The 13,553-nt window shown below is 56.6% G+C and carries 17 protein-coding genes, 1 tRNA gene and 1 other annotated feature; of the genes, 14 read left to right on the plus strand and 4 right to left on the minus strand.

What is annotated here, in order from left to right:
- Nucleotides 1–15: 15 nt before the first annotated feature.
- Nucleotides 16–137, plus strand: a sequence feature (Phe leader region).
- A gap of 38 nt (nt 138–175) precedes the next feature.
- A complete protein-coding gene (gene pheA / locus AB5Z05_RS05835; RefSeq protein ID WP_021230338.1) occupies nt 176–1,348 on the plus strand; it encodes a prephenate dehydratase in 1,173 nt (390 codons plus the stop codon).
- A gap of 77 nt (nt 1,349–1,425) precedes the next feature.
- Here the strand turns inward: pheA and AB5Z05_RS05840 are convergent, their stop codons facing one another.
- Nucleotides 1,426–1,851: an LPP20 family lipoprotein gene (locus tag AB5Z05_RS05840; protein ID WP_005349622.1), complete on the minus strand. Its 426-nt coding sequence runs from the start codon at nt 1,849–1,851 to the stop codon at nt 1,426–1,428.
- 10 nt (nt 1,852–1,861) lie between these two features.
- A complete protein-coding gene (locus AB5Z05_RS05845; RefSeq protein WP_005338718.1) occupies nt 1,862–2,482 on the minus strand; it encodes a FlgO family outer membrane protein in 621 nt (206 codons plus the stop codon).
- Between the two features lie 205 nt (nt 2,483–2,687).
- Between AB5Z05_RS05845 and AB5Z05_RS05850 the strand changes: the two genes are divergently transcribed.
- The 5 genes from AB5Z05_RS05850 (at nt 2,688) to AB5Z05_RS05870 (ending at nt 7,204) form a co-directional block, all read left to right on the plus strand.
- A complete protein-coding gene (locus AB5Z05_RS05850) occupies nt 2,688–3,842 on the plus strand; it encodes a flagellar assembly protein FlgT (protein WP_368150476.1) in 1,155 nt (384 codons plus the stop codon).
- 50 nt (nt 3,843–3,892) lie between these two features.
- A tRNA-Arg gene (locus AB5Z05_RS05855) sits at nt 3,893–3,969 on the plus strand.
- 235 nt (nt 3,970–4,204) lie between these two features.
- Nucleotides 4,205–5,155: a DUF932 domain-containing protein gene (locus AB5Z05_RS05860; RefSeq protein ID WP_368150478.1), complete on the plus strand. Its 951-nt coding sequence runs from the start codon at nt 4,205–4,207 to the stop codon at nt 5,153–5,155.
- A 94-nt stretch (nt 5,156–5,249) separates the two neighbouring features.
- Entirely contained in the window at nt 5,250–6,239 is a 990-nt protein-coding gene (locus AB5Z05_RS05865) for a YqaJ viral recombinase family protein (protein ID WP_368150480.1), read from the plus strand.
- The gene (locus AB5Z05_RS05870; protein ID WP_368150482.1) at nt 6,236–7,204 is read left to right on the plus strand and encodes a hypothetical protein; all 969 of its coding nucleotides are present in this window, start codon (nt 6,236–6,238) and stop codon (nt 7,202–7,204) included. The genes AB5Z05_RS05865 and AB5Z05_RS05870 overlap by 4 nt, the downstream gene beginning before the upstream one ends.
- Here AB5Z05_RS05870 and AB5Z05_RS05875 read toward each other — a convergent pair whose 3' ends face one another.
- Complete coding sequence (locus tag AB5Z05_RS05875; protein WP_368150484.1) at nt 7,205–7,555, minus strand: helix-turn-helix domain-containing protein; 351 nt, start codon at nt 7,553–7,555, stop codon at nt 7,205–7,207.
- A gap of 208 nt (nt 7,556–7,763) precedes the next feature.
- Between AB5Z05_RS05875 and AB5Z05_RS05880 the strand changes: the two genes are divergently transcribed.
- The 8 genes from AB5Z05_RS05880 to AB5Z05_RS05915 all read left to right on the plus strand — a co-directional run bounded on the left by AB5Z05_RS05880 (nt 7,764) and on the right by AB5Z05_RS05915 (nt 11,193).
- Nucleotides 7,764–8,099: a hypothetical protein gene (locus AB5Z05_RS05880; protein ID WP_368150486.1), complete on the plus strand. Its 336-nt coding sequence runs from the start codon at nt 7,764–7,766 to the stop codon at nt 8,097–8,099.
- Nucleotides 8,100–8,147: 48 nt separating this feature from the next.
- Nucleotides 8,148–8,597, plus strand: coding sequence for a hypothetical protein (locus tag AB5Z05_RS05885; protein WP_368150488.1), 450 nt, complete (start codon nt 8,148–8,150; stop codon nt 8,595–8,597).
- An 83-nt stretch (nt 8,598–8,680) separates the two neighbouring features.
- Nucleotides 8,681–9,028: a YkvA family protein gene (locus tag AB5Z05_RS05890; protein ID WP_011705009.1), complete on the plus strand. Its 348-nt coding sequence runs from the start codon at nt 8,681–8,683 to the stop codon at nt 9,026–9,028.
- A gap of 19 nt (nt 9,029–9,047) precedes the next feature.
- On the plus strand, nt 9,048–9,473 hold the full coding sequence (locus tag AB5Z05_RS05895) for a DUF2787 domain-containing protein (protein WP_368150490.1): 426 nt from the start codon (nt 9,048–9,050) through the stop codon (nt 9,471–9,473).
- Between the two features lie 9 nt (nt 9,474–9,482).
- Nucleotides 9,483–9,893 (plus strand): hypothetical protein, encoded by a 411-nt coding sequence (locus tag AB5Z05_RS05900; RefSeq protein ID WP_368150492.1) that lies wholly within the window; start codon nt 9,483–9,485, stop codon nt 9,891–9,893.
- Nucleotides 9,886–10,143, plus strand: coding sequence for a hypothetical protein (locus AB5Z05_RS05905; protein ID WP_368150494.1), 258 nt, complete (start codon nt 9,886–9,888; stop codon nt 10,141–10,143). The genes AB5Z05_RS05900 and AB5Z05_RS05905 overlap by 8 nt, the downstream gene beginning before the upstream one ends.
- A gap of 111 nt (nt 10,144–10,254) precedes the next feature.
- Entirely contained in the window at nt 10,255–10,752 is a 498-nt protein-coding gene (gene radC, locus AB5Z05_RS05910; RefSeq protein ID WP_316941449.1) for a DNA repair protein RadC, read from the plus strand.
- Nucleotides 10,753–10,857: 105 nt separating this feature from the next.
- On the plus strand, nt 10,858–11,193 hold the full coding sequence (locus AB5Z05_RS05915; RefSeq protein WP_368150765.1) for a type IV toxin-antitoxin system YeeU family antitoxin: 336 nt from the start codon (nt 10,858–10,860) through the stop codon (nt 11,191–11,193).
- A gap of 59 nt (nt 11,194–11,252) precedes the next feature.
- Here the strand turns inward: AB5Z05_RS05915 and brxL are convergent, their stop codons facing one another.
- Nucleotides 11,253–13,484 carry a protease Lon-related BREX system protein BrxL gene (gene brxL, locus AB5Z05_RS05920; protein WP_368150496.1) on the minus strand — a complete coding sequence of 744 codons (2,232 nt, stop codon included), beginning with the start codon at nt 13,482–13,484 and terminating at the stop codon, nt 11,253–11,255.
- Between the last annotated feature and the right edge of the window lie 69 nt (nt 13,485–13,553).

Consider the following 13,553-nt stretch of genomic DNA (forward strand, 5'->3'; position numbering starts at 1 on the left):
TTACTTCAAGGACACACCTATGCACGCACCATTCTTCTTTGCTTTCTCGTTTATCCGGCCCGCTTGAGGGAAGGCCTGTCGTCGTGTGAACAGAAAGCAAAGACGAATCGAGCCTCCCCTAGCGGAGGCTTTTTTTTGCATTAATATCAATCGATTACTTGGATAGGGAACAATCATGGCAACGCTCGACGAGATCAGACAAGACATCACCCGGTTGGATCAGGAGCTGCTTGCCCTGCTGGCGAAACGCAAGACCCTCAGCATCGAGGTCGCCCGTGCCAAGCAAGCCAACCCGCGCCCCATTCGTGACCACCAGCGGGAGCAGGAGCTGCTGGTCGCCCTGATCCAGAAAGGGCGCGTGCTGGGGTTGGATGCCCAGTACATCACCCGCATCTATCACACCATCATCGAAGACTCTGTGCTCTCCCAGCAGGCCTATCTGCAGAGCCTGCTCAACCCGGAGCAGCAGGAGCCGATGACCAGCGTCGCCTATCTGGGACCTCGCGGTTCCTACTCCAGCCTGGCCGCCCGCAAATATCTGGCGCGCTACAAGGATCAGGTGATCGAGGTGAACTGCCAGAACTTCCGCGAAGTGCTGGATGCGGTGGAGTCAGGCCGCGCCGCCTTCGGCGTGCTGCCCATCGAGAACACCAGCTCGGGCTCCATCAACGAAGTCTATGACGTGATGCAGCATACCAGCCTCTCCATCGTCGGCGAGCTCACCTACCCCATCGAGCACTGTATCCTCACCGCCGTACCGACCGAGCTGAGTCGCATCAAAACCTTCTATGCCCACCCGCAGGTGTTCCAGCAGTGCTCCCACTATCTGAGCAAGCTGGAAGGGGCGCGTCACGAGATCTGCGACTCCTCCTCCAGTGCCATGATGAAGGTGAAAGAACTGGCCAGCCCGGAGGCCGCCGCCATCGGTAGCGCCGCCGGTGGCGAACTGTATGGTCTGGATGTGCTGGCCGAGCAGCTTGCCAACCAGAAAGAGAACTACAGCCGCTTCATCGTGGTGGCGCGCAAACCAATCGACGTGGCACCGCAGATCCCGGCCAAAACCACCCTCATAATGTCCACCTCCCAGAAGCCGGGTTCGCTGGTCGAGGCGTTGCTGGTGCTGCGCAACCACGAGATCAACATGACCAAGCTCGAATCCCGTCCGGTACAGGGCAACCCGTGGGAAGAGATGTTCTACCTCGATGTCTCCGCCAACCTGCAAACCCCGGCGATGCAGGCCGCACTGGTGGAGCTGACCAAGATCACCCGCTATATCAAGGTGCTTGGCTGCTACCCGAGCGAGGATGTGAAACCCACCGCAGTGCCGCCGGTGCTGATGGGGAGCTAACCAGCCCACAACGACAAAAGGCGAGCACCCTGCTCGCCTTTTGTTTTGATGCCGATTTTCACGGTAAGCCCATCAACTCAGAACTGACCGGCCATCAGCTGGTTGATGTTGTAGAGGGCACGGGTATCGAGCTCCATCTCGGTGGCATAGGTATTGCCGCGCGGATAAGAGGCAACCACCCGGGCACCACGCACCACACCGGCGACCGACACATCAAGCGAGTTGGAGGTCTGGGTCAGGTCACGATAGCTGCTCTGGCCGCGCACCTGCTGACCATTGAGCTGCTCTGCCAGCTCGCGATAAGCATCCATCTTGGAAGCGCGAATGGCTTGCAGCATCTTCTCCGACTGGGAGGGGCCAGGCTGGATGTCGATCACCGCATAGCCCACCGCCTTGAGCACCGGAAAATCATCGGGCTTGCCACCCTGGGTGTAATCCACCACCCGGTTGTAGCTGCAACCGGTGAGCAAGAGTGCCAACAGGCAACCAAACAGGATCTTCATTACTCGCTCCTCACGGGGTCAGGTTGACCAGATGACCGCCCGGCCGGGCCTGACTGTCACGCATCAGATAACCGCGATTGATCGATGCCCGACCAAACGAGTTGTTGGCACCGAACAGATATTTTTGCGGGATCAGGCTCTGGGCCGTGGTCTCCACCATCTTGGTGCGCATGTCGATAACACGGGCGTTGACCAGGATCCCCTTGCTGTTGCGGCTGAAGGTGCCGACCAGAATGCGGGAGATCGGCAAACGGGAAGAGAGCTCCTTGTAGTTGCGGCTCAGCACGAAGTCCCCCTGCGGCGTCACCTTGATACTGCCGGTCAGCTTGAAGTCCACCACCACCTCGCCGCGGCGGTTGAGCTCGTAGATAAAGCTCTCCTCAATCTGCTGCCCCATCCAGTTGGTATCCTGCAGGGTGTCGAGATCGACGAAAGAGGCCACCGCGATGGGTTCGGTCAGAGTGGTCAGCGATTTGCGCTCCATCAGCTGATCGGTCATGCGCGCCACCAGCCAGTTGAGCTCCATCCCCTGCGCCGCCTGGCGGGGGTCACCCTGATCCCGATTGATAGGGTCGGAGCCACACCCGGTCAATGCCAGGGCAAGCGCCAACGCCGTGATGAGTTTGTTCATGGATACCTTTCCTGTATCTGCACCTGACTTATTATCGGACGCGCCGGACAAAGCTTGAGCCGGGAATAAGGCATGATTCTTGCTTTTAATGGTCATCGTCAGCGCCAACGTGCGCTGCCACTTGGAACGTGTTGTGATCCATGTCGGCCAGCAGGCGCCATTTCCTCAAAATGGCTCGGCTGCCCGCCAACTCAAGGTATCTGCTATGAAATTACCGCTGCTGTTGACCCTGCTGCTGGCCAGCCTGAGCGCCCGCGCAGAGCTTATCGAAGCGCAGGGCAGCGCCGCCATTCTGGGGGGCGATGAAGTCTATGCCCGCGAGCAGGCGACCCGCGACGCCCTGCGTCAGGCGCTGCTGGCCAGCGGCGCGGCCGTTTCCAGCGTCCAGCGTCTGGAAAATGGCAGCCTTCGATCCGAGCAGATCCAGATCCGCTCCGGCGGCGATATTCGCCAGTACCGGCTCAAGCGGGAAGAGGTGCGCAACGGCCGCATGTACATCACCCTGGTGGCCGACATTCAGGCCGAGCGCCAGATCTGCCAGACCCAGCACTTCGCCAAGGATTTGACACTGGTGAGGCTGCGGATGCGCTATCCGGATCAGGCCAGCTATGGCGCCATGGACGACATGCCGGAAAACCTCTCACGCCGGCTATTCGAAACTCTCGCCAATGCGCCGCAAGGGGTCGCGGTGCGCCAGTGGCTGGATGAAAACCTGCGCATCGATCCGCTCCATCTGCAACAGGGAGATCGCAGCGCCCTCGAGGAGATCAAGGCGCTCAGCCTGCGTACCGACAGCCAGTATCTGGTGCTCGGCAGCATCGACGATCTCTCCATAGAGCCGCAAGGCAACCAGCTGACCAGCTGGTATGAGGATCCCGTACGTAACTTTCGCATGCAGCTCTACCTGTTTGACGGCATCAACGGCAGTCTGGTCAACCGCAAGGTCTACGAAGGGCGCGCCACCTGGACCTTTGGCAAGCGGGAGCAAGTGGGCAGCAGCAGCGGCCAGTTCTGGCAGTCAAGTTATGGCCAGGAGGTCAACTACCAGTTGCAACAGGCGGCTCAGGATCTGGTAGCCCAGCTCACTTGCGCCCCGGTCACCGCAAGAGTGGTCGGCCAGAACGAACGCGGCCCCTACATCAATCTGGGACGGCGCAACGGCATCAAGCTTGGCGATCAGTTCCGCATCCAGCACAACGCCGACTTCATCGACCCCTACGGCAAATCGCGCATGATGCGCAACCCGGCCGACGGCCTGTTCGAAGTGGTGCAGGTGTTCGACGATGGCGCCATCATCAGCAGCCAGAACAAATATTCGCCGTTTAACATCCAGAACGGGGATTTGGCAGTATTGGAATAAGAATCAAGGGTTTAAAAGGGAGTTGCTTCTTGTATAATGCCCGCCACACAGCTCCCGTAGCTCAGCAGGATAGAGCGGTCCCCTCCTAAGGGACAGGCCACTGGTTCGACTCCAGTCGGGAGCGCCATATAAAACAAGGGGTTAGCATCATCACGATGCCAACCCCTTGGTCGTTTTTGGCCTCGCACCCCTCTCCGTACCCCTCCAGTGCAGTTCATTGCACAACACCATCATGCTGTAACGCCCCTTAAAATAATGAGAATTTAATAGCAAATAAATCCTATTCAACAAACTTTCAAACCTACATCACCTCCATGAGTTAGCAGGCTGAATGTCTGCATTTCACTATTCCTGGAGGAGATATGGCTCACCTGATTGACACCATGGCCTACACTGGCCAAACCCCTTGGCATGGCCTTGGCAATGTCTTGCCCCCACAGCAATCTCTCGATATCTGGCTGCAAGCAGCCGGGATGGATTGGACCATCGAGCAGAGCGATGTGATGTTTAACGTCGCCTCCGATGCACTACATATCCGCCCCTACAACGACAGCAAGGTACTTTATCGCTCCGATACCCTTGCCCCTCTGTCAGTGGTCTCAAGCCGCTACAACGTGGTACAGCCTCACGAGGTGCTGCACTTCTATCAAGATCTGGTGGAAGCCGGTGGCTTTGAGTTGGAAACAGCAGGCTCGCTCAAAGGTGGTCGCAAACTGTGGGCACTGGCTAAGACCGGCCAGGATCTAAAACTCAAAGGCAATGACTTGGTAAAGTCCTATCTGCTACTGGCGACCAGTTACGACGGCACACTCTGCACCACGGCGCAGTTCACCTCTTTGCGGGTGGTTTGCAACAACACCCTGCAGATGGCACTGCGCGGCGCTACTGGTGCCATCAAGGTGCCCCACTCCACTCAGTTCGATGCGGCGACCGTCAAAGAGTCGCTCGGACTGGGGCTCTCCCTTTGGGATGAGTTCAAGGCACAGACCAAAGCGCTGGCACAACGGCTAGTCGCCCCTGAAGAGGCGCTACGCTTTTTCAGCGACTTGCTGGCGCAACCGCTGGATGAGGAGAGCATCATTCTCACCAAGCCGGTACAACGGCTGCATGAGCTCTATCAAGGCGCAGGCATGGGCTCAGAACTTGCGAGCTCCCGCAATACCGCTTGGGGGCTGGTCAATGCGGTCACTGAATACGTGGATCACCACCGCCGTGCCCGCAGCCAGGATCACCGGCTCGATTCCGCCTGGTTTGGTCAGGGCGCCCAACTCAAATCCCAAGCCCTGAATCAGGCACTCACTCTGCTGCAGTAATTCCGCTTCCCCATTCAAACCGCATAACGACCTCACCCGGGCTGGCGCAAGCCAATCCGGGCGTCGCCATTTATGCCGTCAACAAGGAATAGTCATGAAATCAAAAGCCAAATACGGCCAAGCCCTGCGGCTATCCTCTACTAACCAGTTAACCCGCGAGCAGTGGCTCGCTATCCGCAAACTCGGCATTGGCTCCTCCGATGCCGCCGTGGCTGTAGGCCTCTCCCCCTACAAATGCCCGCTCAGCCTATGGCTGGAAAAAACCGGCCGCAAGGAACCAGAGGATATCTCCCACAAGGAAGCAGTGTTGTGGGGCATCGAACTGGAACATGTGTTGGCGCAGGTCTATGCCAAACGCACCGGCTACAAGGTGCGTCGGGTCAATGCGGTACTGCAACACCCCGAGCAACCCTTCATGCTCGCCAACCTCGACCGAGAGGTAGTCGGCCATCCCGATGGGCCGGGCATTCTGGAGATCAAGACCGCCAGCTATCACAGCGCCCCCCAGTGGGAAGAAGGGGTGCCGGTTGCTTACCAGTGTCAGGTACTCCATCAACTAGCCGTCACTGGCCATGCCTGGGCTGAGGTAGCAGTGCTGATCGGCGGCCAGGATTTTCGGATTTACCGCATCGAGCGTGACGAAGAGAAGATCCAGGATCTCACCGAGCGGGAAGCGCAGTTCTGGCAAATGGTGCAACAAGACCAGCAGCCCGAGCCTGACGGCTCCAGTGATGCTGCCAATGCTCTGAGCTGGCTCTTCCCCCGCGATGATGGCCAGACGGTGGATCTCTCCGATTCCCCCGAGTTCAATCAACTATTTGGGGATCTGTTGCGCTTGCGTCAGCAAAAGGAAGCCGTCGAGCTGCAAGAGTCGCAACTCAAGCAGCGGCTGCAAGCCACCTTGGGTGAAGCGACAGCCGGGTTGTTTGCCGATGGCAAGATCACCTGGAAGCGCAGTAAAGACCGGCTAGCACCGGACCTGGATAAGCTCGGTCAGGATCATCCCGACCTGCTCACCCGTTACGTCAAACCGGTACCCGGCGTGCGCCGTTTCACCATTCAACCCTTGAGGCAAACACCATGATCAAAGGACTGGCGATCACCCCGCCCGTGATCGGGCGGATCTGCATCGGCAAGCTGGTGCAAAAACAGGATAAGTGGGTGCCGGAGAAGGACGACAGCTTCACCCTCACCACCCAGATACAGCAAAAGGGGGGATGGTTGCTCCATCCCCTGCATCAACACTACTCATCGCAAAAGAATAACCAAGGGCAGGAGCAGACCAAGATCCGCGCCATTCCGGTGCGGGTGCTGTTCAACGACAGCGACTTGAATCTACGGGCGGAATACAGTGCGTTTGACCGGCAAACCGGCAGGCCGCTCTGCGTCGGGAATGGGGAGGTGGCAAGACGCGTGGGGGCACAAGGCCTAGAGGAGGTCAGCTGCTCTGGACCAGAGCGCTGCGCCTTTGCAGGCCAACAGGGTTGCAAGCTGTACGGGCGACTGAACTTGTTTGTGGAGGGGCAAGGGGATGAGCTGGGCAGCTTTATCTTCCGCACCACCGGCTACAACTCGGTGCGAACCTTGGCGGCACGGCTCAAGTACCTGGAGGCCGTGAGCGGTGGTCACACCCGTTATTTGCCGCTCACCCTGCGGTTGCGAGCCAAAAGCACCACCCAGTCCTACCGCACACCAGTCTACTACGTGGATTTGACCTTGCGGGAAGAGACCAACCTGACCGAAGCAATCAGACAGGCACACGAGGCCGCCCAGCGTGACCAAGAGGCAGGGCTCGCCATCGACCAGATGGAGCAGGCCGCTCGCGACCTGCTGCGCAATGGCCAATTTGAGGATATCGATGAAGAGGTGTCGATGCTGCTGGAGGAGTTCTATCCCGAAGCCAACAACGACGAAACGGCTAATGGTAACGCTGGTGTGGAGGCGACTACCTCACATGCCGCACCGCAGAGGCCGCAACCAAGAAGGAGTCCGCTCACCAACAAATTGGGGAAAGGGACCCCATCCCCTCCCCCAGTAAATGGCGGGTGATCAGCTGTGACGCGCCAACCGCTCCACCAACCGTTCTACCGTTTCCAGCAACAGGGTTCGGTCAGCATCATCAAGGCGAGCCAGTTGCTGGCTTAGCACAATGCCCTGCTCGGTCGGGCGATTACTGGTCTCGCGCAGAAAGTCCGCCAACTCACAACCAAACAGTTGAGCGAGCTCCGCCAGCCGCACCACGGTCGGCACCACAATCCCCCGCTCCATCCGGGAGACCGCCTCCATCCCGATATTGAGGTGTTCAGCCACATGCTCTTGCGTGAATCCGGCTTGAGTACGCTTGTGGCTGATCGCCTTGCCAACGCTCTTGGCTAACAGCTCAAGGTTGATATCTGTCATGGGTCCTCCAGTCAACCTCTATGGTTGACCATGGACCCATTGACGATAAGGACTCAAAAGGTAGACTAAAGACCTAATGGGTCCATTCAACAGCAATTGATGCTGATTTGACACAGATGTTAGGCCCTCGGCCAGTAAACCATCGTGACCACCTCGCAACAGCTGGACTCCAAAAGACGCTTTCACTACACAACCAAGGAAACAAAACATGGAAAGACTGACTTATGAAGATCTGGGTACTGACAAGCTGGCCACACTGATCCGTGCACGAAAATCTTTCGAAGTCGTGGGGCTATCGGGGAGAATGAGCGCCGCCGTCACAAAACTTGAAAACACCATCGAACCTGCCGGGCTGACATGTCGGGTCTATACCAAGGGCCGGATCGCAGCAGCAGGAGCCAGCATCTTTGGCGGTATTACTGGTCTGGCCGGGATCGCATCTGCCGTCACTATCGCGGCACATAATCTCGCCACTTACAATCCAGACTATGAAATCGTTAAGCACTTGGTGGATAACTCACTCAGCGTGCTTTACAAAAAATAACCACGTTAATGGCTCATCTAAATCCTTGAGCCTTTAGGAGTCACAGGGATGAAAAAACTCTTCATTACCTCAACAGCACTGCTGCTGTGCGGCAACGCCTTTGCGTATGGCGAGGCCGGACGCTGGAGCAGTGGCTGGGGTCAGGGCACCAGCGAATACACGGCGGTGGTCAACGAGCAAAACAACCTCTATATCGCCTGTAATGACACCCGCAAGGTCAGCATGACGGCTACCGTGCAGGGCAAGGAGTACGGCTCTTATGCTAGACAGGCTTTCACCATCATCGTCGATGGCAGCCAATACGATGCGCCCTATGAGACCGAGTCCCGTGTCGGTGAGAACAATTTCTTCGACATGTGGGGCAAGCTACGCAAGGCCAAGTCGATCCGCATTTTAACGGCTGACGGCAAGCAACTCGCACTGCCAACCAAAGAGGTCGCATCTGTACTGCCCGCCACTAATACGCCCGAGTTTGACTGCTTGATGTGGGACCAATAGATCACATCCATTCCCATCCAAGAGGAGGCATTTGCCTCCTCTTTTCATTTCTGCCATTCACCCACCTGTGAAGGAGACACACTATGCCCCCCTGTATTCCTCCCGAATGCGAGCCGTTCGACCAGCAAGGCTTTTGGCGCAAGCTCTGCGCCTTTGCCAAGCGTGCCGGTCGGCCCTTTATTGAAACCTGCCTGTTGCTCTACTACACCAGCCAGAAGGATGACCTGCCGCTCTGGGCCAAGCTGCTGATCTACAGCGCGTTGGCCTACTTTATCTCGCCCATCGATGCGATCCCGGATGTGCTGCCTATGGGGCTCACCGATGACATCGCGGTGCTAAGTGCGGCACTCGCCAGTATTACCGCCTTTATTGACACCCAGATCCGTGCCCGTGCGGCCAGAAAAATGCGCGATCTGTTCGGCCAAGATTAACCCCTACAAGGAGTACATCATGACTATTCCCTTTTTCCGGGGCGGCTTTGCTCTGCCCGTAGCCCAAGCATTGCTGGTTCTGCTCGACCAGGAAGTCGCTAAAACCGAGCTCAATATCGATCGCTTAACCCAACTGACCTTCAACTTTCGTAACCCCGGCTACAGCGTCGAACAAAGTGGTGTGCACCCAGTCGAGATCCGCCTGATCCGTGGGCTCGATGGCTGGCTGTTCGATTACGTCACCGACTTCAGCTACCAGGGGCAGGGCCAAGATACGGAGCTCGGCAAGGAGCTCGATTTCAACTTCCTCGATGGGGAACACTCCATGTTGGGCTGGGGACCGCTGCGGCTGGCCGAAGCGCGGGAATTGTTCGACATCTGGCAAAGCAACTTCATTGCCTACTGCCGGTTGGAATGCTTCAGCGTCACGGTCGCAGGAGATTAGGAGGTCACGATGATCCAAGAATTAGCGCTCTCCCACTACTCACGCCAGTGGCTGGGACGAGTCGCCACCAGCGCCAAGCTCACCCCCACTCGCAGTGGTCAGCGTTGGCTGCTGCACCTGACACCGGATAGCCCACCAGCCCGCACAGTCACCCTGCAAGTGCGTTGGTCCGGGGTGCAGTGGCAACTGCTCTCCCTCACCAATGCCGAGGACTGGCACACCATGAGCCAGCCGGTCGATGAGATCTGCATTGACCCCAAGCGAAGTTGTTTCTGGCATTGCCAAGCAGGGCCGGTGCCGCTCAGCGAGCAGCCCCGCGTGCTGGCCAACTTTCTGAGCGACCTGCAGCGAATCTGCATTCATCGCGGCTATCGGGTAGAGAGTGACCCTATTCAGCAACAGGAGAATAAGGATGATTAACACCGTGATCGCCATCGAGCTGGAGGCTTATCTTGAGCACAATGGTCAGATTGAAGCAGTGCATGACCAAGGCCAGCCGGTGGCCGGTTACGCCCTCTACCTACGCTATGAAAACGAACGGGGTGACAGACTGGCGCAATGGCTGTGCGATCACCCGGATCACCGCTGGCTAACCCAGTTCGGCACCATGCTCGCCACCAGTTACTACATTCCGCTGCATGACTACACCCCGCACACATTGGCAGCCTGAAAACTGCCAACCAAGCCTGCGGTCACACCCCATTCAGTAACTCATTAACCAACTACTTCGCCTACCCTGCCGCACCCCACTCGGTGGGGCGATGGCGTATGGAGCACAATCATGTTGCATCACAAACTGATCGCCGGGGAGACCCCCGGCACCTACCGGGTGACTGACCTTGTCACCGACGATGACCTGCTCACCATCGCCCAAGCCGTTGCCCGGCAGAAACTGGCCAAGGGCACGGCTCTCACCGATAAATACTTGGCACAGCAAGCCCTGCAAGGGCTGCTGCAAACACGGGATCGCGAAGTTTTTGCGGCACTGTTCCTCGATAACCAACACCGGATACTGGCCTACGAGGAGCTCTTCCTTGGCACCCTGTCCGCTGCGACCGTCTACCCCCGCGATGTCGTCAAGCGAGCACTGCACCACAATGCTGCCGCCCTGATGCTGGTGCATAACCACCCGTCGGGATACCCGGAACCCAGCCGGGCAGATATCGAGATCACCCTGCGCTTACAGGATGCCCTGGCACTGGTGGATATCCGGATTTTGGATCATCTGGTCGTCGGTACTGAGGGAGTGGTGTCGCTGGCAGAACGAGGGAATTTGTAACTACCACGCTGGTCAGGGGGGCCCGTTCATGGAGGAAGAAGGTATAGCCAGCAGTGAGCTCTACAACGACTTACCATCATTAGGAGTACACAGAAAAGGGGAACCATAGGGAGTTGGGGATTACACACCCAAGTTCAACCATGTTTTGGCGCACGTGCAATTGTTGAACGAAGCAGGGTTTCCCTGCTTTGGGATCGCTGCGGCGTCTATGGCGATGCTGACGAGCAATGGCTCACCGACATTGATACCGTTATACCGAGTTTTATTGAGCGCCTTAGCAAGCTCTTTCAACAAGGAGAACTACTGAGTGACCAAGATAAATTGGTGACGTTGCAGCAAGGGGAATGGGTGTGTCTGGCTAATCCCAAAGCCAGCTACGGATATCTCTATCTGGATGTCTACCGGCAGGAATGCAGTAGTGTTCAAACCACGAAAATATGAATCTGAGGCAGAGGGTGAGCATGTAGCTCACCCTACCTGATACTTCTTTTTTTGGCTGACTACTGAACCCCTAATGCCTTGTAGACGGCATCTACCGGATCAGCATAAAAGCTGATTTGAAACTTGGAGAAGATCTCCGCCGGTACGGTTGGAATATCCGAGGCTGACGCCATCGGCAGCAATACCCGTTTTCCGCCACTGTCCATTGCCAGTTGCAGACTGCCAGCCAAATCCTCAACCGGATTGACCACACCGCCTAGCGTCATGTCACCCAGCACTACCATCTGCTCCTGCACCGGCTTGCCCATCAGAATGGAACAAAACGCCACCAGCGCGGCCAGACTGGTTTTGGTGCTGGGGCCGGAGTTATGTAGCTCGACCACATGCAAATGGTACTCATGCTCGGAGAACTTGGCCGTTGCGCTGACCCGATTCAGGTTGCCTTTGAAGTAATCGAAACCGACCCGGATCGCCTCCTTCGCTGGCGTATTAGAACCCAGGCCTGAGGTTGAATGCTTGCCATTACCGGGTGTCATTTGGGTTTCAAAACGATAAAGGCCTAATTGCCCTGCCCCGCCCTTGGTGACCATATGCACCACCCCGGGCTTACCCAATCCTTCCGGGATCAACTGGCTGCCACCTTGTTCCGGCACATTGACAAAGAACTCTTCCAAGGTCTGATTATCGAGGTAGCTGAAATGCACATCAAAAAACTCCATACCACCAAGTTTCTTGAGCTGCTCCTTGATGCGCCGACGCAGTTCCAGTGCATAAGTCAAACAGCGGCGCACATCTTCTTTATCAAACACACCATGTGGATGGAGCAACTTCAACAGCCCAGACACAGTACGCCTAACGGCGATCACATCACGCTGATTCAAGTTGTTGCCCAGCTTGAAGTAACGATCGATGGCGTCGGAGAAACTGCGCTTACGCATCTCGCGCATATACTCGGCGAGATAATCGGTGATCAGACCATAGCTATTGGTGAAAAACTCCGGCCTCATCTTGGGGATGTCCCAGCCGGGAATATAGGCATGGAAGCGATCGAAGAAGGCCGTATCGATCATCGCTTCAGGGAACGGCGCCAGCAGATGGCTGGTCTTGACCAGGGTCTCAACACTCTGGTTGATGTTACCGACAAAAACCATCGAGGCTTTTGCCTCGATTGAATCACGACCACGGGAGAAGGACCCAGAGGCCATGTAATCCTTCATGATCTGTACGCCGTCTTTATCCTTGAAGGTGATCCCCGCCACCTCATCAAAAGCCACCACATCCCACATGCCCACCAGACCAACCTGGCGCGAACTCATGTTGTAAAACAGGTTAGCTACCGTTGTCTGCCCACCAGAGACCAACAAGGAGTTGGGTGAACACTCCTTATAGACATGGCTTTTACCCGTCCCCCTCGGCCCCAGCTCACAGACGTTGTAGTTATTTTCAACAAAGGGGATCATCCGGGTCAGCAGATGCCACTTAACCCGTTGCTGCAAGTTGGTCGGCTCCATGCCGATGGAGCGGATTAATACATCCAGCCACTGATCGGTATTGAAATGAGCACGCGCAGCGAACAGCTCCTCCATATCCATGGAGGGCATCTGGATCGGCTTCAGGGTAAAAATTGAGAAGGGCGAGATCTTCTGCCCTTCCTCATAGAAGTAATTGAGGGTGATGATGCACCAGATCCCGCCAGTCAGCAGTTTCTCGTTTTGCTTGACGATATTGGCAGGGATCACCGCATCCTTGATGCCTAGATTGGAGAGCTGCGCCTCGTAGACATCCTTTTTCTGATTGAGTTTGACCCCCACCTTGTCAATCACCTTGAAGCTGCCACGCTCACGGATCAGTGACTTGACCTTCTCTGCCTCGTCGGGACGCACATAGTTCTCGGCCAGGATCTTCTTGACGTTTTCTAACCCTTCGCGCACCACCTCATCATCATCAGAGGCGCAATACATCCCGAGCAAATATTCCAGGACATAGACGGGGACATTGGCCCCTTCCTTGAGCTGTTTGGTCAGATCCTTGCGCACCACTTTGCCTTTGAAATAGCGATTCAGGCGAGCATCGAGATCCATGCTGGCATGCTGCGCCAACTCATCTACTGCCCCTGCGAGCGGATAACCGGATATCAAACCGTGCTCAGGAATGTTCTCATCACCACTTGGCTTACTTCCAGGGTACACATCCATCTGCTGGATCAGCACATTGTTGGTGATATGGGTAACAGATGTGGCCTGCTCGTCCGGTTGATCTTTACCGACATGCTCGCCTTCAGTTGCACTCATTTCATCATGTGGCATCGGGTCACTCCAAGGCATAACCTGAGCTATGCCTTATTTCATCAATAAAAGTTC

This window comes from Aeromonas sp. R2-4 (assembly GCF_040908365.1).
Lineage (GTDB): Bacteria > Pseudomonadota > Gammaproteobacteria > Enterobacterales > Aeromonadaceae > Aeromonas > Aeromonas veronii.